The sequence below is a fragment of the Proteus sp. Marseille-Q3619 genome (assembly GCF_965283115.1).
On sequence record NZ_CBDIMP010000001.1, the window covers coordinates 1,139,490 to 1,162,423 of the forward strand.

A 22,934-nucleotide genomic window follows, 5' to 3' on the forward strand; every position below is an offset into this window, starting at 1 on the left:
TTTTATTGAGGGTACTATGTCTACTGCAACAAATCTGAATGAACTACAGGAACAAGTTCGCTCCCGCTATAATGGATTAAGTAAAAGGCTACAGCAGGTTGCACATTATCTACTTGATAATAAAAACAGTGTGGCATTTGATACAATTGCGATCCTTGCAGATAAAGCAAATGTTCCTCCATCAACATTAATTCGTTTTGCCAACGCATTTCATTTCAATGGCTTCAATGAAATGAAACAATTATTTCAAAATCACTTGATGAATGAAATGGTAAATGAAAATGAAAATTTAACTTATAAACAAAAATATAAAGAGGAGCCTCCTAATCTGAATGAGCCAGCCTATATTTTGCAAGAATTTGCACAAGCAAATAGCCATTCATTGCAACAATTGGCAAATCAGACTCACAGAGAAATGTTAAATAAAACATTACAGTTACTCGAACACGCTGACACAATTTATATTTGTGGCTTTCATCACTCATTCAGTGCTGCAAGTTATTTTTTTCATGCTCTCTCGCATATCCCTTGTGAGACTGTTTTTGTCAACAGTCTAGGCGGGATGTACAAAGAGCAATTAAGAAATATTACACATCGTGATGTGCTCTTTGGTATTCATTTCCATCCGTATTATTCAGATGAAATGCAAAAAATGTGTGAAATGGCAACTTACAAAGAAGCAAAACAGATTATTGTTACTGATAGTCCAATTAGCCCATTAGCGAGTTTAAGCGATGTTTGTTTAACTGTTAAAGAAGCTCAAATAAAAACCTTTCGTTCTCAAACTTCAACAATGTGTCTGCTACAAGCAATCTCTGTCGCTTTTGCTTTTAGAAAAAAACATTAATAACTTTTTTATCCTAAACTGCATCTTAAGTAAGATGCAGTTTTTTATAAAATAATTTTTTTAAATATTATTTAATGAACTATAACTATTGATCAAATATTAAATAGCTTAGTATTTTATTTAAAACTATTTTTAAGAGTAAATACAGAATGTTTTATTTGTGATGAGAAAAGTAATCATTTAGCATTAATTCATACCACTAAAGATCATTAAAGGATTAAATTAAATGTTATTTAAAAAATTATTTTTGATTGTTTTCTTATTTCCAAATTTCTCCTATTCACACAAACTTAATCAAAGAAAATAAAGAAGATCCAATAATCATTAATATCCCTAGTATTTCATTAGGCGATAAAAGTAATGCATCAGGTAACGGTTCAATTGCAATAGGAACAAATAGCCAAGCTAAAAATACACATTCAGTTGCTATTGGCGCTAATTCATTAGCAACGGAAGAAAATACAGTATCATTTGGTAATATTGAAAATAAACACACTTCTAGATTAGTTAATGTTAGTGAGGGAAAAAATAATACTGATGCCGTTAACTTTGCTCAAGCTAAAAAGCTGGTTGATAAAAGTAAAATAGTAACAAATAATACCATCAATCAGCTAAAGAGAAGCCTTAGTACAGATATCAATAATCTAAAAACCAATATGAATGATTTTGATAATTATTATAAAAAAAGACAGTCCGAAATCACAGACTCAATTGCAAATTTAGACAAAGAAATTATCGCGTTAGAAAAAAAGTATTTGCTGGCATAGCTTCATCAGTTGCAATGACAAGCATTCCTTACCTTTCTCATCACACTTTAAGTGGCGGAATTGGCATCAGTAATTATCGAACAGGAACAGCATTTGCTGGAGGTGTGCAATATAAACCAAATAACGATATTGCATTTCGATTAAATTCATCCATTAATAGTGAAAAAGAAATCATTATTGGTGGTGGATTAGCTTATGGTTGGTAAACAATTTTCTCTTCTATAATCAGATTATTAAAAAATAACTTTATAATTAAAGCAGTAATAATTTAAGTAATATTACTGCTTCTTTATAAAAAAGAATTTCAATTGGCAATAAATCATCTAAAGAAAAATTGATAAGTTTAACTTTAGTATTTCTAACATATTTTTTGTAATATACATTATTTTTTATATACTAGGATTATAAGCCAGAGCAAAAAGGAATAAAAAATGAATTATATATTTCAAAAAATGACTGCTAAAGATATAAGTGCAGTAGCACTATTATTACAGGCAAATTCTGAATCTCAACAAGGTGGATTATATGGTGAATATCCTCTAAATAAAGTTGAGGCGATGTATCAAAATAGCACTAACGCCATTGTTGCACTTTACCAGGAAAATATTATTGCTGTTGTTTTTAGCTTTCCTGTTACCTCTTTTTCGATCCCTCCAATTGCTCAAGCTATTAACCAACACTTTCCAGAAATAACACAAAACAATTGGTTTTACGGCCCCGTTTGTATTGATAAATCGCACCGAGGAAAGTCACTATTAAAAAAGCTCTACCAACAGATCTGTTCTTTACATGGCGGGCACCCTATCGCATTTGTTAATAGCGAAAATATTCGGTCACTAAAAGCACATCAAAAATTGGGCATGGAGGTCGTTAAAAACTTTGAGTTTAAAGGCACATCTTGGTGGATCATTAAAGGACAATGAAAACAAACGAAAGAAAAAGACTTACACTTTCTGTTATCCTATTTTCCAGCTAAAAAGGGAGGCTTTTAGATATTTTTGCTACCGTCATCACAAAACAAATAATATCTATATAAATCAATATAATAAATAAAACAATAAAAAATTAATCTATTCTTAACAATATTCCAACTCCTATTTTAGCTGTCAAATTGCTTACAATTTGACATCATTCTGTGATCTCCCTTTCAATTCTTGATCTTTCGTTAACTTACTTTTTGATCTTATACAAAAGTATAAATAAGATAAAAGACACCAATTCGAAAGTAAACGTAAAATAGGAGGAAGCAATGACTGTTTCCCGCAGAACTTTTATCAAAGGACTCGCAGCCAGCGGTGCGGCAATGTCTGTTTCTACCCCTGTTCTTGCTAATTCAGGGAGCTCTACGCCTAACAAACCAACGCGCCCAGAAAACGCGCCTAATTTATTAATTGTTTTTCCTGATGAAATGCGTGCTCACGCTCTGCAGTTTATGGGGGAAGATCCTTCAATTACACCTAATCTTAATAAATTTGCGAAGCAAGCCAAAGTAATGACACAAATGGCATCAAACTATCCTTTGTGTTCTCCTTTTCGGGGCATGTTTATGACAGGACAATATCCTGTACGCAATGGCATTACAGGTAATGCTCATGATTACGGTGGAAAAGTGGGTATTGATTTATCGCCTTATGCAAAATGTTGGTCGGATGTTTTAAAATCTCTCGATTACAGCACAGGCTATATTGGTAAATGGCACCTTGACGCACCTTACGAACCGTTTATTAAAAGTTACAACAATCCAATGGAAGGTCGTTATTGGAATGAATGGGCAGCACCAGATAGACGTCATGGTTTTGATTTTTGGTATTCTTATGGCACTTATGATTTACATTTAAAACCAATGTATTGGGCAAACGATACCCCTCGTGATAAGCCAATTTACATTGATCAATGGGGACCTGAACATGAAGCTGATATGGCAATCAAGTTCCTCAAAAATGAAAACAATCAATTTAGAGATAATTCAAAACCATTTGCATTAGTGGTTTCAATGAACCCTCCTCATTCACCTTATGATCAAGTACCGAAAAAGTACCTCGATGCTTATCAAGGTAAAACGTCAAAAGAGCTAAATACACGCCCAAATGTACAATGGGATACTGAATATCAAGAAGGTTATGGTCCTCAATATTTCAAAGAATATATGGCAATGGTCAACGGTGTTGATGAGCAATTTGGTCGCATCGTAGATGAATTAGAAAAACAAGGTCTTGCAGATAATACTCTCGTTGTTTTCTTCTCTGATCATGGCAGTTGCTTAGGGGCAAATGGACAAGCAACAAAAAATAATCCTTATGAAGAATCTATGCGTGTTCCTATGATGTTTCGTTTACCGGGTAAAATTAAACCAGGCACTGACGATGCATTAATGTCAGCACCTGATATTTACCCAACTATCTTAGGACTACTTGGTTTATCGGAATGGATCCCTGATTCCGTAGAAGGTACTAATCTTGCAGATAGGGTAGTCACAGGCAAAGGCGACACAGCAAATTCTCAGCTTTATCTCTTTATTCCTTATGGTGAACCTTCATTCGGTAAACGAGGTGTCAGAACCAAAACTCATACTTTGGTTATAGATAGACAAGATGGACAGCCATTAAAATATACTTTATATGACAATGTGAACGATCCATATCAAATGAAAAATATTGCCAAAGATAATATGCCTTTAATTGAGAAGTTAATTAAAGAAGAATTAACCCCTTGGTTGGAAAAAACAGGAGATTCTTGGCGCGCCACTGAATTTATTACGGCTACAACCAATAAATTAAATAAAACAATATCAACATGTAAAGAAAAATAATAAAAATATCTGCGCCATAATATTATGGCGCTATATATAAACCCAATTCGCTGATATAAAAAATCCTTTTAATAAAACAAAGGGAAAGATGTCCTACACCTAAAAATTGACACAAATAAAAGCGAATAAAGAATTGGATATATACCATGAACAAACTTCGTATTGCTCTTTTTTTACCTCTTCTTGGCTTAGGTTTAACTTCTTTTCATTCTCAAGCAGCTAATGTCAATGCCATGTTTTCGTGGGAAACAGCAGATTACGATACACCAAATAACTATGCTGGTTATCGTGTAGATTTTAATATTAATCCTGATAAGTCTAACTGGTATTTCGATGTTGGTTTTCGTCAACGTGAGCATGACAATAAAAACCGTTATCAGCGTTATGATTTACAGGGTAGCTATCGTTTTAAATTAAATAATGGTTGGATCCAACCTGGTTTAAAAGTACGTCAAGATCTCACTAACTATGATAATGGAAGTAGATTAACTATTGATTTCTATGAATCAAAAACCAATTACCAATTTCCAATCAATAAAAATTGGGCTTTAACGGGTAGCGTTTTATTTGGCTTACAAAAGAAAGAAGATAAACGTAGTAATGGTGTCACAAACACGGATTACTTAGGCTGGGAAATTGAACCTGGTCTACGCTATTTTGTCACTCCTAATATTAATACAACCGTTGCTTATTTTGATGGTGGTAAGCAAGCTATTCGACACGAAGAATACGACACAAAAGAAACAAACCACAATCAGCAATTACGTATGTATGTTAACTGGACAACACCGATAGGATTAATTGTTTCTCCATCAATGCGTAAATCTATTTTTGGAAAAATAGAAGATAGAACAAATAAAGGTGTTTATGTCGAAAAAGATATGACCCGTTATACCCTACAAATGGCTTATCAAATATCACCTCAATGGCGAGTCATGACGGAATATTATAATGAACGAGTTGAAAATAAAAATGATGGTAGTAAATCAACTCAGGATTATTTCAAAGTTTCATTCCGAGCAACATTCTAATAATTAAAATCATATAATTGTTCATGGAGTTATATTGTGAAAAATAAAAAATTGTTATTTTTGAGCGCTGCTATTTTATCAGCTATTTATGGTTCTGCGTGGGCTGCTGATTGTGATCCTAATTTAAATATCTGTGAAACCGTTAATGTTAATAATGGCAATAATGCTCAAATAGATAAAGATGTCACAGTTTCACAAGGTGATGGCGTTGTATTTAATGGTTCATCAACAGAATATAAAGCTCAAGCAATCACAAAAAATATTACCGTAACGGGTGATGGTGCCAGTGCAATCAAAATAAATCAGGGTGCCTCTTTTAGCAGTAATATTAATTTAAATGGTGCTAACGTCACCAGTGAAAATGGTACAGCAATACTTGTTGAAGGCGATTTTCCAAAACGAGGTACTGGTGTTTATATTAGAGACGGCGCCATTATTCGAGGAAAAACAGCGGCTATTGACTTTAGAACACTGAATACAGGTTTTAGAAGTGATGTAAATGGTGAGATCCACGGTGATATTCTAGGAAATGGTCACGTTGACACTAAAATAAACTTTGCTTATCAAGGTGGTGCTCAAAACGCTTTATTTGATGGATACAAAATCACAGGTGTTCCATTAGTTGAAAATCATGGCAATTTAACTATCCAAGGAAAAGATAGAACAATTCATTGGGAAGGTAATTTCATGAATAAGGAAAATAGTCAGCTTATTTTCCGCCTTGATGATAATACCAATACTGATGACGCTATTCTCCATGTTGATGGTGATGTCACCTTTAAAAGAGGTAGCCAAGCAAAATTAGATTTTAAAGGAACCAGTGTCGATAATATCATTAACAAAGATATCGTATTAATTTCTTCGAATTCCGCCATTAAAGACGAAGCTGGTATCACCGTTACTGATGCTAATGCCATTGCACCAGATGTTTCTCCTTTATTAGAAAAAACAGATTCATGGTTAGAAACCACACCGCCGAATATTAGTGGTGGCGTTAGTGGCAATCAGTTAGTTGCACGTTATGGTATTAGTTATGAAGGCGGCAATAATTTTATTAGTGCAGCGGAACGTGGCAATGTAAGTGAAAATGGATTAGCAGCAGCAAACTTTGTTATTCCAACCGTATTAAATGAATTTAATAATACGCGTAGCCAAGTTTCAGATGAAGCACTGAGTTTATTAGTCGCCGCAGGAAATGACGATAATAATATTGCCGCATTATCGAATGATTTAGCCCCTATCGCTGATGGTAGTGATATTCAAGCGGGATTAATCATGGTTGAAGATATGCGCAATAATATTGCTCATCGCTATTTACGCTATGATAACCAATTACCTATTGAAGAAAGAGAAGCTGGCTGGAATAGCTGGGTTAATATGCTGTACGGTTACGGTACACAAAGTAATCAAGGTGGCATTAACGGTTACAACACTTACCGCACAGGTATTCAAATCGGTACTGATTACGAAATTAATCAAGATGCTCTTATCGGCGTTTCTTTTGCTTATAACTACGCCAAAGCTGACGCGAAACAACGTAACGCAAGTAAAGAAATTAACCATTTTGAATTTATGCCTTACACCGGTTGGTATAGTGACACATTATTCCTAAACGGTAATTTAAATATTGGTTATTACACTGTCGATAGCGAGCGAGATATCGGCGGCAATACCGGATGGCAAGGAAATACCAAAGCAAAAGGTGATTATTCTGGTGTGCAATTAGGTTATCAGATTAATGCAGGAACCTATTTTGATTTTGATTTCATCCATATTAAACCAATGCTGACTTACCAATATCAATGGCTAAATATTGATTCGTGGGAAGAAACAGGTTCGGCATTATCAATGCGTACTTATGGTCAACGCTACGCAGTTAATCAATTAGGAGGATCTGTTGCTTTATGGAATAGCTATCAAACCTCTTATGGCAAATTAACACCATCACTTAATCTCCGTTATTTCAAAGATATTGCGGGGGAAAATAATATTAATCAACGCCACAGCCTCACTTATTTTAATACTGGAGGAAGCACTTTTGATATTAAAGGAAATGCCGTTGGCGGTGACATTATTAGTGCAGAATTAGGTGCCAATCTCGATATTACCAACACGCTAAATTTAGGCACAACGATGGGATATCAGCGTTATGACAAATTCAATGAAGGGCGCATTGGTTTTACTGTTAGCCAGCGTTTCTAAGGAGAATAAATATGCCGATATTTCGCTTTACTGCACTTACCATGACATTGGGGCTATTATCAGCCCCTTATAATGCAATGGCAGCAACAAACAATCCTGCATTTGATCCTAATAATCTGATGCAGTCTGAAATATATCATTTTGCCCAAAATAATCCGTTAGCTGATTTCACAACAGATAAAAACTCAACACTAACGTTATCTGATAAGCGCAGCATTATGGGAAGCCAATCCCTTTTGTGGAAATGGAAAGGTGGCAGTAGTTTTACTTTGCATAAAAAGCTGATTGTACCAACAGACAAAGAAGCCTCTAAAGCATGGGGACGTGCATCTACACCCGTTTTATCATTTTGGCTTTATAACGAAAAACCGATTAATGGCTATCTCACTGTTGATTTTGGTGAAAAACTTAACGCCAACAGCGAAGCGCAAGCGGGCTTTAAAGTAAAACTGAATTTTACGGGTTGGCGCGCAGTGGGTATTTCACTAAATAACGACCTTGAAAACCGTGAAATGACATTAAATCCCATGAATACCTCGTCAGATGGCTCTCAAGATAGCGTCGGTCGTGCTTTGGGTGCAAATGTTGACAGTATACGATTTAAATCCCCGTCTAATGTGGGGCAAGGCGAAATATATATCGATCGTATTATGTTTTCTATCGATGATGCTCGCTATCAATGGTCTGATTATCAAATAAAAACACGCTTATCAGAGCCAGAAATTCAATTTCACACTGTACAGCCTCAATTACCTGTAACACCTGAAAATTTAGCGGCAATTGACCTTATTCGCCAACGTCTTATTAATGAATTTGTGGGTGGCGAAAAAGAAACAAATCTCGCGTTAGAAGAAAATATCAGCAAGTTAAAAAGTGATTTTGATGCACTTAACATTCACACTTTAGCGGATGGTGGAATACAAGGGCGACATCTGATCACGGATAAACAAACCATTATTTATCAACCAGAAAACCTTAATTCTCAAGATAAGTCGCTTTTTGATAATTACGTTATTTTAGGTAATTACACGACATTAATGTTTAATATCAGTCGTGCTTATGTTCTTGAAAAAGATCCGTCACAAAAAGCCCAGTTAAAACAGATGTACTTATTAATGACAAAGCATTTATTAGATCAAGGCTTTGTTAAAGGGAGTGCATTAGTCACAACTCATCACTGGGGATATAGTTCTCGTTGGTGGTATATATCTACATTATTAATGTCTGATGCCCTAAAAGAAGCCAATCTACAAACTCAAGTTTATGACTCATTACTGTGGTATTCACGAGAGTTTAAAAGTAGTTTTGATATGAAGGTAGGAGCAGACAGTTCAGATTTAGACTATTTCAACACCTTATCTCGTCAGCACTTGGCTTTATTATTGCTAGAGCCTGATGATCAAAAGCGCATCAACTTAGTTAATACTTTCAGTCATTACATTACTGGTGCATTAACTCAAGTACCGCCAGGCGGTAAAGATGGTTTACGTCCTGATGGTACAGCATGGCGACATGAAGGTAACTATCCGGGTTACTCTTTTCCTGCTTTTAAAAATGCCTCTCAGCTTATTTATTTACTGCGTGGTACACCTTTTTCTGTTGGTGAAAGTGGTTGGAATAACCTGAAAAAAGCCATGGTTTCGGCATGGATCTACAGTAATCCTGAAGTAGGATTACCTTTAGCTGGGCGGCACCCGTTTAATTCACCGTCATTAAAATCGGTTGCTCAAGGCTATTACTGGCTTGCAATGTCTGCAAAACCATCACCTGATAAAACGCTCGCTTCTATTTATCTTGCCATTAGTGATAAAACGCAAAGTGAATCGAGCGCTATTTTTGGTGAAAAGATTGCACCAGCAGCACTTCCTCAAGGATTCTATGCCTTTAATGGTGGTGCCTTTGGTATTCATCGTTGGCAAGATAAAATGGTGACACTAAAAGCGTATAACACCAATGTTTGGTCATCTGAAATTTATAACAAAGATAACCGCTATGGTCGTTATCAAAGCCATGGTGTAGCCCAGATAGTCAGTAATGGCTCACAGCTTTCACAAGGCTATCAACAAGAAGGTTGGGATTGGAATAGAATGCCAGGAGCAACCACTATTCATCTTCCTCTTAAAGAGTTAGATAGCCCTAAACCTCATACGTTAATGCAACGTGGAGAGCGTGGATTTAGTGGAACATCTGCCCTTGATGGTAAATATGGCATGATGGCATTTGATCTTATTTATCCTGCTAATCTTGAGCGTTTTGATCCTAACTTTACGGCTAAAAAAACTGTATTAGCGGCGGATAACCATTTAATTTTTGTCGGTAGCAATATTAATAGCAGCGATAAAAATAAAAATGTTGAAACAACGTTATTCCAACATGCCATTACACCAACATTAAATACCATCTGGATTAATGGGCAAAAAGTTGACAGTTTCCCTTATCAAACCACGCTAAAACAAGGTGATTGGATCATCGATAGCAACGGTAATGGCTATTTAATTACCCAAGCAGAAAAAGTGAATGTCAGTCGCCAACACCAGACCTCGGCTGAAAATAAAAATCGCCAACCAACGGAAGGGAACTTCAGTTCAGCGTGGATTGATCACAGCGTTCAACCTAAAGATTCCAGTTATGAGTATATGGTCTTTTTAGATGCGACTCCTGAAAAAATGAGAGAAATGGCAGAGAAGTTCCATGAAAATAATGGGTTATATCAGGTTCTTCGTAAAGATAAAGATGTTCATATTATTTACGATAAACTCAGCAATGTGACGGGATATGTCTTTTATCAATCTGCATCAATTGAAGATAAATGGATCAAAAAGGTTGATAAACCCGCGATTGTAATGACTCATCATCAAGGAAATACACTTACTGTCAGTGCCGTTACACCAGATTTAAATATGACACGGCAGAAAGCCGCAACACCTGTCACAATTAATGTCACCGTTAATGGAAAATGGCAGTCTGTGGATAAAGATGGTGAGGTAAAACATCGCGTTTCTGGTGAGAATACCGAACTCACTTTCACCAGTTATTTTGGTATTCCACAAGAAATTAAACTCTCACCTCTCCCTTGATTTAACCTTTAAAGGAACGCATTCGCGTTCCTTTTTTATTTGCAGGAAATCTGATTATGCTAATAAAACATCCTTTAGCCCATGCTATTACACTAAGTTTCTGCTTATCCTTACCCGCACAAGCATTACCTTCTCTTTCTCATGAACCTTTTGGTGATCTTTACCTCTTTGAAGGTGAAATGCCAAATACATTAGTCACTTCAAATAGCAATCAATTATCGTTAAGTAAAGAACATGCCAAAGATGGCGTTCAATCACTCAAGTGGCAATATCAACCACAAGCAACATTAACACTTAATAATCAAGTAAATTATCAGGATGATAAAGATACCGCGACACCACTCACGTTTATGATGTGGATTTACAATGAAAAACCACAATCATCGCCCCTCACATTACAATTCAAACAAAATGATCAAGTGGCATTAAGTTTTGATGCTCAACTTAATTTCACAGGATGGCGAGGTATTGCAGTTCCCTTTCGTGATATGAAAGGCACTGCAACAGGGAAATTAGATCAATTAGTCATTACGGCACCAAATCAAGCTGGAACTCTCTTTTTCGACCAAATTATTATGAGTGTACCGTTAGACAATCGCTGGGCAGTTCCTGATGATAATGTGCCTTATGTTAATAATGCAGTAAATACCATGGTCAGTAAAAACTGGAGTGCTTTACTGATGTACGATCAGATGTTTAAAGTGCATTATCCAACTCTAAATTTCGATACTGAGTTTCATGATGATCAAGCTGAAATGGCATCAATTTATCAGCGTTTTGAGTATTATCAGGGAATTAACAGCGATAAAAAAATTACCTCAGATATGCTAGATAAAAATTTAGCACTCTGGGAAAAATTAGAATTAACACAACACGCTGATGGATCAATAACAGGAAAAGCACTAGATCACCCCAACCGGCAAAACTTTATGAAAGCTGAAGGCGTATTTAGTGAAGAGACGAAAAAAGCATTACTTGATACTAATATGCTAAGAGATGTAGGTAAAACGCTTCTGCAAACTGCTATTTACTTGCGTAGTAATTCCTTATCAGTAGCCGATAGAAAAAAATTAGAAGATCTTTATTTATTAGGAACTCGTTACGTTCTTGAGCAAGGTTTTACACGAGGTAGTGGTTATCAAATTATTACTCATGTTGGATATCAAACCAGAGAGCTTTTTGATGCATGGTTTATTGGTCGTCATATTCTGGCAAAAAATCATCTTTTAGCACCAACACAACAGGCAATGATGTGGTACAACGCCACAGGCCGAATTTTTGAAAAAGACGATGAGATCGTTGATGCAAACGTTGATATTCTCAACACACAATTACAGTGGATGATAAAAAGCTTACTGATGTTGCCAGATTATCAACAACGCCAACAAGCCTTAGCGCAACTGCAAAACTGGCTAAATAAAACCATACTAAGTTCAAAAGGTGTTGCAGGTGGTTTCAAGCCTGATGGTTCTATTTTTCACCACTCGCAGCACTATCCAGCGTATGCGAAAGATGCTTTTGGTGGTTTAGCTCCTAGTGTTTATGCGCTAAGTGATTCCCCTTTCCGTCTTTCATCTTCAGCCCATGAACGTTTAAAAGATGTGTTATTAAAAATGCGCATCTACACTAAAGAGACACAAATTCCCGTGGTATTAAGTGGCCGCCATCCTACTGGATTACATAAAATAGGGATCGCACCATTTAAATGGATGGCATTAGCCGGTACACCTGATGGCAAACAAAAATTAGATACCACATTGGCTGCGACCTATGCAAAATTAGATAACAAAGACAGTTTTGAAGGTATTAAAGCTGAAAATGAACCCACTGGCGCATGGGCAATGAACTATGCTTCGATGGCGATACAGCGTAGAGCCTCTATTCAAGCACCACAACAAAGCTGGCTTGCTATCGCTCGCGGATTTAGTCGTTATCTTGTTGGTAATGAAAGTTATGAAAATAACAATCGTTATGGACGCTACTTACAGTATGGTCAATTGGAAATCATACCCGCAAACTTAGCACAATCAGGGTTTAGCCATGCAGGATGGGATTGGAATCGATATCCAGGTACCACGACAATTCATCTTCCTTATGATGAACTTGAAGCAAAATTAAACCAATTACCGAGTGCAGGTATTGAAGAAATGTTGCTTTCAACAGAAAGCTATTCTGGTGCAAATACATTAAATAATAACGGTATGTTTGCCATGAAATTACATGGTCACAGCAAATATCAACAACAAAGCTTAAGAGCTAATAAATCCTATTTCTTATTTGATAATAGGGTTATTGCATTAGGATCGGGCATTGAAAATACGGACAAACAGCATACAACAGAAACCACACTGTTCCAATTTGCTGTTCCTAAATTACAATCTGTGATAATTAATGGCAAAGAGGTTAATCAATTAGGTACTCAATTAACTTTAAATAATGCAGATACTTTAATTGATCCTGCTGGTAATTTATATAAGCTCACTAAAGGACAAACCGTAGAATTTAGTTATCAAAAACAGCATTCTCTTGATGATAGAAATTCAAAACCAACAGAACAACTATTTGCAACAGCCGTGATCTCTCATGGTAACGCACCTAGTGATGCGACTTATGAGTATGCGATAGCGATTGAGTCACAAGATAATAAAGCACCTGAATACACTGTATTGCAACATAATAATCAATTGCATGCGGTAAAAGATAAAATCACCCAAGAAGAAGGGTATGCTTTTTTTGAAGCGACACAATTAAAATCACCTCAAGCAATATTATTATCGAGTGATGCACCTACTATGGTGATGGCTAAAGCACAAAACCAACAGTTAACATTGAGTATTGTTAATCCTGATTTAAATTTATATCAAGGCATTGAAGCTGACCAAATTGATAATAATAGAAATCAAGTCGAAGTCAGTGTTTATTCTCGTCAATGGTTAACGGCCGACTCTAAACCAATAAGTAGCACAATTACCGTAAAAGGAGTGTGGAAATTAGCAACATCTCAATCAGGTGTTATTATTAAACATCAGAATGATAATACGCTTATTACTACTACGACAATACAAGCAACACCTATTGTAATTAGTTTAGTTAAGTAAATAGTTTAATATTTCAATTAAAACCCTTCGATATAAAAATACCGAGGGGTTTATTATATTAGCGAATCAGTTATTTATTTAAAATAACAAAAACAAATCGAATGATTTATTATTGATAATAAATGTGTTGTCTCAAATAAATATTTTGCTATTCTCTGCGCGGGTGCTTGGATCAATCTGGTTCAAGCATTTTGCAAGCACCAGAAAGAGAAAAGCCCCGGAAAATATATTGTATATTAACCGAGGCCGTCTCCAGTGTGATAACTTGATTCTGCCTCCTTATAGAGGAGCTGTCAAGAAGATGAACAAATATTCTCTGATTAGTGTGATTGTTATTAGTGTAAATATCACCGTATTACTGATAACTTTATTCTATAATAATCCAATAGAGAATTTCACGATTAATAGTGAATATATAAATGTTCAGGTTAAGTTTATCAATAATAAACACTAACCTTGTGGGGGAGAAATCCCCCGCAGTTTTCTAATTAAGTGATTACGGTTTAATCTAAGCACCCTAATTTATAATAAGAGGTAACAAATTACTGTTACCTCTTATTTTATTAGTTACACCCATTAGCGAATCAATTATTTATTTAAAATAACGAAAACAAATCGAATAATTTATTATTGATAATAAATGTGTTGTCTCAAATAAATATTTTGCTATTCTCTGCGCGGGTGCTTGGATCAATCTGGTTCAAGCATTTTGTAAAGGCCAGAAAGAGAAAAGCCCCGATTACGTTATTTAAACATTAACCGAGGCCGACTCAAACCCGAGAACTTGATTCTGCCTCCTTATAAAGGAGCTGTCAAGAAAATGAACAAATATTCTCTTATTAGTATGATTATTATTAGTGTAAATATCACCGTATCATTGATAACCTTATTCTATAATAATCCAATTGAGAATTTCACGATTAATAGTGAATATATAAATGTTCAGGTTAAGTTTATTAATAATAAACACTAACCTTGTGGGGGAGAAATCCCCCGCAGTTTTCGAATTAAGTTATTACGGTTTAATCTAAGCACCCTAATTTATAGTAAGAGGTAACAAATTACTGTTACCTCTTATTTTATTAATTTAAATATAAAAAAAAGCCGACCCCTATTTTTGGTCGGCATCCTAATAAGGAAAATATTACACGGAAAGCATAATAGAGCGTGTAAGAAAACGAAGCGTCAATATCAAGGGTCTAGCTATTTCACGAAAGTTTTAACACTTCACTCCCTGCTAATAAATAAGCACCAGCACCATAATCCATATTATGTTCAAACTTCACTTCACGAGGGTTAAATGCCGGAAGTTGAACCCAGCCTATCATGCCATTGTCATGAATACAGGTTTGTAATGCCGCCCATGCTCTGTTTAATGCAGGGAAATAGACTTCTTTCTCTAATACTCCCTGATTAATTCCCCATGCTAGCCCATAACAAAATAGCGCTGTTGCTGAACTTTCAGGCGCAGGGAAATTATCAGGATCTAATAAACTGGTTCGCCAAAAACCATCTTCATGTTGATAACCTAGAATGGATGTCGCTAATTCTTTAAACAATACAATATAGCGTTCACGACCATGATAATCATCGGGCATATATTGAAGAATACGAGGAACTGAAGCTAAAACCCAGCCAATACCACGGCTCCAAAATACTTTTTCACCGTTAGCTTCACGCATTTCATTTCCGTGACCATCAGGAATATAACGATGATCACGGAAAATAAGTCCTGTTTCAGGATCACGTAAATGCTCAATCGCATCCCAATAAGCTGTGTGCATATAATCTAAATAACGTCGCTCACCCGTTATTTCTGATAATGCAGCAAACCCTGGAGGGGCCATAAAGAGCGCATCGCACCACCACCAATCTTCACGACCCGGCTTAGGATCATTAAGCATAATGTCGAATGCTTTAATGGTTGGCTCAATCACTTCAAGTTGCTCAAACAGCGGACTTATGGCGAGATAAGCTTGAGCACAGACATGATCATCCGCAAAACGTGCATTTGGTCCTGTTCGAAATCCTGTATGCAACGTGTAATTTAACACACCATTAAGGTACTCTTCGTCTTGCGTTGCCTGCCATGCAGCACTTACGCAACTCCATAAAACACCGCGTTCCCAATCCGTATCCTTTATAAAACGGGTTTTACCACTACGGCGGCGAACACTGCGAACTTGATTAGCCGATTGGTAACGATACACTCGCTTCATATTTTGCAATACGATACCTTTTTGCAAAGCCTCTGTATTAGCGTGTTCCATCCTATTTCTCCATGAATTTAACGAGCTAACCAACCACCATCAACCGCAATTGTGTATCCATTAACATAATCACTGGCTTTAGAAGCTAAGAAAATCGCAGGGCCTGCAACGTCTTCAGGGGTTCCCCAACGTCCTGCAGGAATACGTTCTAAAATAGCTGCATTACGTGCATCATCAGCACGTAAAGCAGCCGTGTTATCTGTTGCCATATAGCCCGGAGCAATCGCATTAACGTTGATGTTGTATTGAGATAACTCGGTCGCTAATGCACGAGTTAATCCCATCACCGCAGATTTACTTGCTGTGTAAGAAGGTACACGAATACCACCTTGATAAGAGAGCATAGAGGCAATGTTAATTATCTTGCCACCCTCTCCTTGTTTTACAAATTGGCGGGCAACTTTTTGTGATAAGAAAAACAGTGTTTTCTGATTAATATCAATAACATCATCCCAATCTTTTTCACTAAACTCCAAAAGATCTTCTCGACGAATAATGCCTGCATTATTGACCAGAATATCAAGACGGCCCATAACTGAAACCGCTTCATCTACCACAGCTTGTAATCCATCTTGTTTCATTAAATTTTGTGTAATGTAATGAAAACGACGACCCAATGCTTCGACTTGCTGACGCGTTTCGGGTGCATCTTGAATACCGACACCCACAATATCAGCCCCAGCTTGCGCTAAACCAACGGCCATACCTTGCCCTAGCCCTGTATTACAACCTGTGACAATGGCAACCTTGCCACTTAAATCAAATAAATTCATATCAGTAACCTCTCAGATGTGGCCTTATAGCCACACCTTTTTTATCTGTAGGGTAAGAAAAAATGTGACTATTCGTGGTTATTTCAGATCTTTCATTGCAACGTGATCCATATCGTGGAATACCTGATTTTCACCGACCATTCCCCAAATAAAGGTATAGGATGCAGACCCAACACCTGAATGGATTGACCAACTAGGGCTTATCACCGCTTGTTCATTGCGGACCACTAAATGACGGGTTTCGGTTGGCTCTCCCATATAATGGAAAACGACATTGTCATCTTTCATATCGAAATAGAGATACACTTCCATACGGCGTTCATGGGTATGACATGGCATGGTGTTCCATAAACTACCTGGCTCAAGAACGGTCATGCCCATTGATAATTGACATGTTGGTAACACTGAAGGGTGTAAGAATTTATAGATAGTACGAACGTTGCAGTTTTCTACATTACCAATTTTTTCTGGCGAAGCTTGTTGTTGCGTAATTTTACGCGTTGGATAAGTATGATGAGCAGGTGCGCAGTTCATATAAAAACGCGCTGGCGTTTCTACAGAATCACTAGTGAATTCAACAGATTTTGCGCCCATTCCGATATAAATGGCTTCACGAGGGCCAATCTCAAACACTTCTCCATCAACAATCACTTTACCTGCACCACCAATATTAATGGCACCTAATTCACGTCTTTCCAAAAAGAAATCAACGCCTAATGCTTTACCTGCCATTAATGCTAAAGGTTGTGTTGTAGGAACAATACCGCCAACAATAATGCGATCTATATGGCTATAAGTGAGATTCATTTCCCCTTCACAGAATAGGTTCTCAATCAGGAACTCCTTACGAAGCCCTTCTGTATCAAGCCTTTTAGCGTGTTCACTATGAATTGGCTGACGAATTTCCATTATAAATACCTCATTTTTACTGATGGGAGCATAAGCCAAAAGGCTATGCATTTTCCCCGGATACAGAGTAAATATGATTTCCTCTGATGAATGTATCGGTGAGATGAAAACACTCATCCACCACAGCAAAGCTGGCTTGTCGACCCGCTTTGATATAACCCAATTGATCGCTGATACCGAGATATTCGGCAGGAATTGCACTCGCCATTTGTACCGCTTCCCATTCGGGTACATGTGCTAGTTGCACCATATTTCGCAATGCACTATCTAGGCTACAAGTGCTTCCCGCCAAAGAGCCATCTGCGGTTTTTGCCTGACCTTGAGTCACACTGACTATTTGTGCACCCAGTGTGTAATCACCATCAGGTAAACCACCCGCACGCATACAATCAGTAATTAAGGCAAGCTGCTGATATCCTTTCATGCGATACGCCAATTGCATCATGACAGGATGAACATGAATACCATCAGCAATAAGTTCAGCTAAAACATTGTGATACAACACTGCACCACAACATCCAGGCTCACGATGGTGAAGCCCCGTCATACCGTTATATAAATGCACACCACAATCAGCACCATGCAAAAATGCATCTGAAGTTTGCTCATAAGTTGCCGCGGTATGCGCTACACTTGGCTTAATACCTCGCTTGACCAACCAATCAATCGCCTCCATAGAGCCTTGTGCTTCAGGTGCAACAGCAACACGCAATAGCGTATCTCCCGCACTTTCGAGTAATGTTTCTAGCTCTGAAATTGTCGGTGCTTTGAGATATTTAACAGGGTGAGAGCCTCGATGACGCTCTGTAAAATAAGGCCCCTCTAAAAAACTGCCTAGTAACAATGCACCCGAAGTTTGTGGCGTTGATAAGAACTCACGCACTTGTGATAACGCGTCACGAATATCCTCCATAGGCGCGGTAACGGTTGTACCCACCCATGCAACGACACCCGTTTTCACAAGCGCATCCGCAATGGTTTGTAACCCTTGTTGAGTGGCATCCATTACATCCGCCCCTTCACGGCCATGAATATGAATATCCACAAAACCCGGTAATAATGATTTACCTTTTAGGCGAATAATAGGGCAATCTGTCGGCGCCTCTGTGGTGATTGATTCAATATTTTCACCCTTAACACGGACATAACAGAGATAGCGAATACCTTCTGGCGTAAAGGTTCTATCGGCTAAAATGGCATATTGCTGACTCATAAGCCGTCTTCTTCATCAGCATCATTACTGTCTATTTGAGCCAATTGCTCACGAATATCTTGAATACTGTCTTGACCAATTTCCCGTAGCGTTTGCACGAGTTCTGAGGTTGAACATCCTTCTCGTTCAAAAGCTGCATTCACAATCATGGGTAAATTAACCCCAGCTAACACTTCAACGGCGGGATTTTGCATCATAATTGCCATGGCACGATTACAAGGGGTTCCACCGGGTAAATCGGTTAAAAAGAGATATTGCTGGCATGACATTGAGTCGATCGCTTCACGCATTTTTTCTTCAAGCTCATCAGGAGAGATTGACTCAACAAAATCGATAAACGCGATATCTTCTTGTTCGCCTGCAATAGCCTTTACAGCAGAAGCCATGCCTGAGGCAAAATTAAGATGTCCTGAAACAATAAGACCTATCATGAGTGACTCCTTGCGGGCAGCAGAAGGCTCTCCTGCCCGTTTATAGCAAGTTAATAATGTATTTCGACTGACAATAACGGCGGTGAAAAAGGCTCTCTGTTATAAGAATCCTAATACGTGACCGATAACGCCAAAGGCTAAAGTTGAGAAAATCAATACCGGAGGTTTTCCCCAAAAACCGGTGCTTTTAACCATTTTGTACATCAGGAAAACTAAGCACAGAGGCAGTAAATTCGGCATAATTTTGTCAAAGAGCGCGGTTTGCAATTCAACCACCTTCCCTCCCAGCTCTAGCGAGGCGGTGGTTTGCACCTTGATAAAGGTCGCGGAGAGCGCACCAATGACAAAGATCCCCATAATATTGGCGGCTTTAGCCAGTTTTTCAGTGGCATCACTCATATTGACCATCGCCGCCGTACCTGCGCGATAGCCCATGAACATCAGCCCGAAATACACTAAAAAGTGCACAATTTGGTATAAAAAGAAGAAAACAAAAGGCCCTGCAATTGATCCTTCCATTGCAATGGAAGCACCTAATGCTAATGTCAGTGGCATTAAGGTCATATGGTCAATAGCGTCACCAATACCCCCAGTTGGCCCCATGCCTGCAACTTTCATCACGTTAACAGTAGAAGGTTTCTCTTTGTTTTCTTCCATTGCAACGGCTGTTCCTAATAGGAAGGTAAACAGCTTTGGACTTGCATTAAAAAACTGTAGATGGTTTTTTAATGATGTTGCATAGTCACGTTTGTTATTTCCGTGAATTTTTTTCAATGCTGGAATAATTGAGAACGCAAACCCACCACCTTGCATACGTTCAAAGTTGAAGTTACCTTCCATAAACAAGCCACGGAACGCACACTTCCAGAGATCGCCCTTAGTGATAACTTTTCTGACAGTGGTATCTTGGTATTCATCAATGCCATCAATCAAAGAACCCGTTTCTGGTTTATCCTGCGTTTTCAATGCGGTGCTGTTATCAGATACCATCTTCGAAATCCTCATTCTGCTGACTTGAATTTTTGTTATTACCACTAAAGAAGAAGTAAAGTGCTGCGGCTGACGCGCCTAAAATAGCGACCGCCATAATTGGAAGTTTCAGATAAGTCGTCATCACGAAGCCAATAAAGAACACACCTGCCACTTCTTTTGACCACATGATTTTTAGCAACATGGCGAAACCAATTGCAGGAACCATTTTCGCGCCAATACCTAAGCCTTCTAGCAAGACTTTTGGTGTATTTTCATCAATCCATTGAGCAGCATGTTCACCGAAATAAACCGTAACAAAAGCAACCAAAGCATAGAGTAATGAACGCACCGTAATCGTGATGATCAGTAGCCGTGAAATACCTGCTGCATCGGCTCTTTCTGCGTATCTATCTGCTTTTCCCATGGTGAAAGCGGTCACAGCAAAGAAACCAATCACGAGCATTTGCATTAACACAGCAATAGGCATCCCAATTCCCATTGCAACTTCTGGTGATTGTTTTGTCATTACCGCAAAAGCAACCGCAGCGATTGTCCCTAATGTCACATCAGGTGGCTGAGCCCCCGCATTGGGAACTAGTCCTAACCATGCGAGCTCTAACGTTGCACCCGCAATCAATCCAACCTGCATATCCCCCATAATCAGACCCACAACAGGCCCTGTGATTAATGGTCTGTGAATATTTAATGCAACGTCATACTTATCTATACCGCAAAAGAAGGCCCATAAAGCCACTAAAGAAGCTTCAAAAATCATAAATAATCCTCAAACCTGCTAATGCAGGTTTTTTGCTCAGGAAATTATCAGGCTGATGCGAGTGCTAACACATCAACAGGTGTCTGATCGGGAGTGTTTTGAATTGTGCAAGTTACACCATTTGCAACGAGCCTTTTAAACGCATCAATGTCTGTTTCATTGACTGACACGGTTTTCGCAATTTGGCGTTTCCCTTCATGAAAATGCATATTGCCAACATTACAATGAGTAATAGGCACGCCCCCTTCCACTAAACGGGCAACATCTGTTGGGTTATTACACAAAACAAAAATTTTCTGACGAGGTGATGCTTTACTAATAACATCAATGGTTTTTTGAATAGAGAAGAAGCGAACAGCATATTCACCACCAGCTGATGCTTTCATTCCAGCTTGCATAAATGCGGCATTGGGGCCTTCTGCTGCGTCATCATTAGCCACTAAAATCAGGTTTGCTTCCGTATGTTTACCCCATGTAATGCGGATTTGACCATGGAGTAAACGTTCATCAATGCGGGTCCAGACAATATTCGGTGTGTTCATGATTAGCTCTCTTATTATATTTTATTAATTTAAAGCAGACTGTGTGTCTTCTGTTTTAAGTGAGAACGGATAAATTGTGACGCCTTGTACAACACGGTTGATTTCTCCTGTCGGAGACGGGTTATCAGGCGTATTCCCTAGTGCAATGGAACTGTGAAATGCGAATGATTGCGCCAACATCAAGTAAGGGAACAATAGCGCCACATCTGAACAGTTCTCTAGCGCAGGAATATAAACAAAACTCTCTTTTGAGAAAGTATTATCATTTCGTGCGGTGATCGCGATCACCTTACCTGATGCATTATCGTGAATAACCTCTCGTAATAAGTCAGTCTCATATTGACGAGTGTAAGGATCATTAGAGAAAAACATCACCACTAAAGTTTCTTTATTTACGATAGACTTAGGGCCATGTCGAAAGCCTAATGGAGTATCAAAACTAGCAACCACTTTACCCGCAGTTAGCTCTAACATTTTTAAAGCTGCTTCTTGCGCTAATCCTTGTAATCCGCCACTTCCTAAGTAAATAACCCGTTTAAATTTACCGGCGTATTTTTCGCGGATAATTTGATTCGCTTTATCAAACTGCGCTTTATAATCACTAAAAAATGGCGCGATTGAGTCACTAAAAACGTTATCACCTAAAAAGATGGTTACAGCCGCCATCATCATGGATGAAAAGCTAGAGGTCATCGCTAAAGAGCGGTCGTTTGATTCTTCTGGCATCAATAATGCCAATGCACTGCGGTTGTTTTGGCAATACTCATAAAGTTTGCCATTTGGATTACACGTCAGTACTAAGTGATAACATTGTGATAGGCATTCAGTCGCAACATCTAACGCAGCCACACTTTCAGGGCTATTACCTGAACGTGCAAAAGAGATTAGTAATGTTGGAATGTCTTCCGCTAAATATTCTTGTGGATCAGCCACTAAATCAGTGGTTGCAATCGCATTTACTCGACGTTTTGTATGACCACTTAAAATGGGTGCTAACGCTTTTCCAGCAAAAGCAGACGTACCCGCACCGGTTAAGATAATTCGCGCATAAGGCAGTGAGAGCGCTTTATCTAAAAAGGCTTGGATCTCAGTACGATTTTCTTTCACTGATAGCCATGTTTTTTTCCAACATTCTGGTTGTTGCTCAATTTCTTTCGCAGTCCAAAATGCATTCAGTTGCTCTAATTGAGCGGTCTGATAACTTAAATATTCCATGGT

General features: G+C 37.9%; 18 protein-coding genes. 9 read left to right on the forward strand and 9 right to left on the reverse strand.

Going from position 1 to position 22,934, the window contains the following annotated elements; translation table 11 throughout:
- Positions 1 to 16 precede the first annotated feature (16 nt).
- The 9 genes from ACWPWK_RS05260 to ACWPWK_RS05300 all read left to right on the forward strand — a co-directional run bounded on the left by ACWPWK_RS05260 (position 17) and on the right by ACWPWK_RS05300 (position 13,831).
- A complete protein-coding gene (locus ACWPWK_RS05260) occupies positions 17 to 847 on the forward strand; it encodes a MurR/RpiR family transcriptional regulator (protein ID WP_454208472.1) in 831 nt (276 codons plus the stop codon).
- A 251-nt stretch (positions 848 to 1,098) separates the two neighbouring features.
- Entirely contained in the window at positions 1,099 to 1,614 is a 516-nt protein-coding gene (locus tag ACWPWK_RS05265) for a hypothetical protein (RefSeq protein ID WP_454208474.1), read from the forward strand.
- A 14-nt stretch (positions 1,615 to 1,628) separates the two neighbouring features.
- Positions 1,629 to 1,820, forward strand: coding sequence for a YadA-like family protein (locus tag ACWPWK_RS05270; RefSeq protein WP_454208476.1), 192 nt, complete (start codon positions 1,629 to 1,631; stop codon positions 1,818 to 1,820).
- 225 nt (positions 1,821 to 2,045) lie between these two features.
- A complete protein-coding gene (locus ACWPWK_RS05275) occupies positions 2,046 to 2,537 on the forward strand; it encodes a GNAT family N-acetyltransferase (protein WP_109371216.1) in 492 nt (163 codons plus the stop codon).
- Between the two features lie 326 nt (positions 2,538 to 2,863).
- Entirely contained in the window at positions 2,864 to 4,423 is a 1,560-nt protein-coding gene (locus ACWPWK_RS05280; RefSeq protein ID WP_109371218.1) for a sulfatase-like hydrolase/transferase, read from the forward strand.
- Positions 4,424 to 4,569: 146 nt separating this feature from the next.
- Entirely contained in the window at positions 4,570 to 5,454 is an 885-nt protein-coding gene (locus ACWPWK_RS05285; protein ID WP_109371220.1) for an OmpG porin family protein, read from the forward strand.
- 36 nt (positions 5,455 to 5,490) lie between these two features.
- Positions 5,491 to 7,656 (forward strand): autotransporter family protein, encoded by a 2,166-nt coding sequence (locus ACWPWK_RS05290; RefSeq protein ID WP_109371222.1) that lies wholly within the window; start codon positions 5,491 to 5,493, stop codon positions 7,654 to 7,656.
- A gap of 11 nt (positions 7,657 to 7,667) precedes the next feature.
- Positions 7,668 to 10,733, forward strand: coding sequence for a chondroitinase family polysaccharide lyase (locus tag ACWPWK_RS05295; protein ID WP_109371224.1), 3,066 nt, complete (start codon positions 7,668 to 7,670; stop codon positions 10,731 to 10,733).
- 56 nt (positions 10,734 to 10,789) lie between these two features.
- Positions 10,790 to 13,831 carry a chondroitinase family polysaccharide lyase gene (locus tag ACWPWK_RS05300; protein WP_109371226.1) on the forward strand — a complete coding sequence of 1,014 codons (3,042 nt, stop codon included), beginning with the start codon at positions 10,790 to 10,792 and terminating at the stop codon, positions 13,829 to 13,831.
- A 1,208-nt stretch (positions 13,832 to 15,039) separates the two neighbouring features.
- Here the strand turns inward: ACWPWK_RS05300 and ACWPWK_RS05305 are convergent.
- The 9 genes from ACWPWK_RS05305 to ACWPWK_RS05345 form a co-directional block, all read right to left on the reverse strand.
- Positions 15,040 to 16,101, reverse strand: coding sequence for a glycoside hydrolase family 88/105 protein (locus ACWPWK_RS05305; RefSeq protein WP_109371230.1), 1,062 nt, complete (start codon positions 16,099 to 16,101; stop codon positions 15,040 to 15,042).
- 17 nt (positions 16,102 to 16,118) lie between these two features.
- A complete protein-coding gene (gene kduD, locus ACWPWK_RS05310) occupies positions 16,119 to 16,874 on the reverse strand; it encodes a 2-dehydro-3-deoxy-D-gluconate 5-dehydrogenase KduD (RefSeq protein WP_109371232.1) in 756 nt (251 codons plus the stop codon).
- A gap of 78 nt (positions 16,875 to 16,952) precedes the next feature.
- Positions 16,953 to 17,783: a 5-dehydro-4-deoxy-D-glucuronate isomerase gene (gene kduI / locus ACWPWK_RS05315; protein WP_109371234.1), complete on the reverse strand. Its 831-nt coding sequence runs from the start codon at positions 17,781 to 17,783 to the stop codon at positions 16,953 to 16,955.
- Positions 17,784 to 17,826: 43 nt separating this feature from the next.
- Positions 17,827 to 18,996 carry an N-acetylglucosamine-6-phosphate deacetylase gene (gene nagA, locus ACWPWK_RS05320; protein ID WP_109371236.1) on the reverse strand — a complete coding sequence of 390 codons (1,170 nt, stop codon included), beginning with the start codon at positions 18,994 to 18,996 and terminating at the stop codon, positions 17,827 to 17,829.
- Complete coding sequence (gene agaF, locus ACWPWK_RS05325; protein WP_109371238.1) at positions 18,993 to 19,427, reverse strand: PTS galactosamine/N-acetylgalactosamine transporter subunit IIA; 435 nt, start codon at positions 19,425 to 19,427, stop codon at positions 18,993 to 18,995. Before agaF ends, nagA begins: the two co-directional genes overlap by 4 nt.
- Before the next feature lie 99 nt (positions 19,428 to 19,526).
- Positions 19,527 to 20,417: a PTS system mannose/fructose/sorbose family transporter subunit IID gene (locus tag ACWPWK_RS05330; protein ID WP_109371240.1), complete on the reverse strand. Its 891-nt coding sequence runs from the start codon at positions 20,415 to 20,417 to the stop codon at positions 19,527 to 19,529.
- Positions 20,407 to 21,174, reverse strand: coding sequence for a PTS N-acetylgalactosamine transporter subunit IIC (gene agaW, locus ACWPWK_RS05335; protein WP_099074752.1), 768 nt, complete (start codon positions 21,172 to 21,174; stop codon positions 20,407 to 20,409). The genes ACWPWK_RS05330 and agaW overlap by 11 nt, the downstream gene beginning before the upstream one ends.
- Before the next feature lie 47 nt (positions 21,175 to 21,221).
- Complete coding sequence (agaV, locus tag ACWPWK_RS05340; protein WP_109371242.1) at positions 21,222 to 21,716, reverse strand: PTS N-acetylgalactosamine transporter subunit IIB; 495 nt, start codon at positions 21,714 to 21,716, stop codon at positions 21,222 to 21,224.
- A 24-nt stretch (positions 21,717 to 21,740) separates the two neighbouring features.
- The gene (locus ACWPWK_RS05345; RefSeq protein ID WP_109371244.1) at positions 21,741 to 22,931 is read right to left on the reverse strand and encodes an SIS domain-containing protein; all 1,191 of its coding nucleotides are present in this window, start codon (positions 22,929 to 22,931) and stop codon (positions 21,741 to 21,743) included.
- Positions 22,932 to 22,934: the final 3 nt, after the last annotated feature.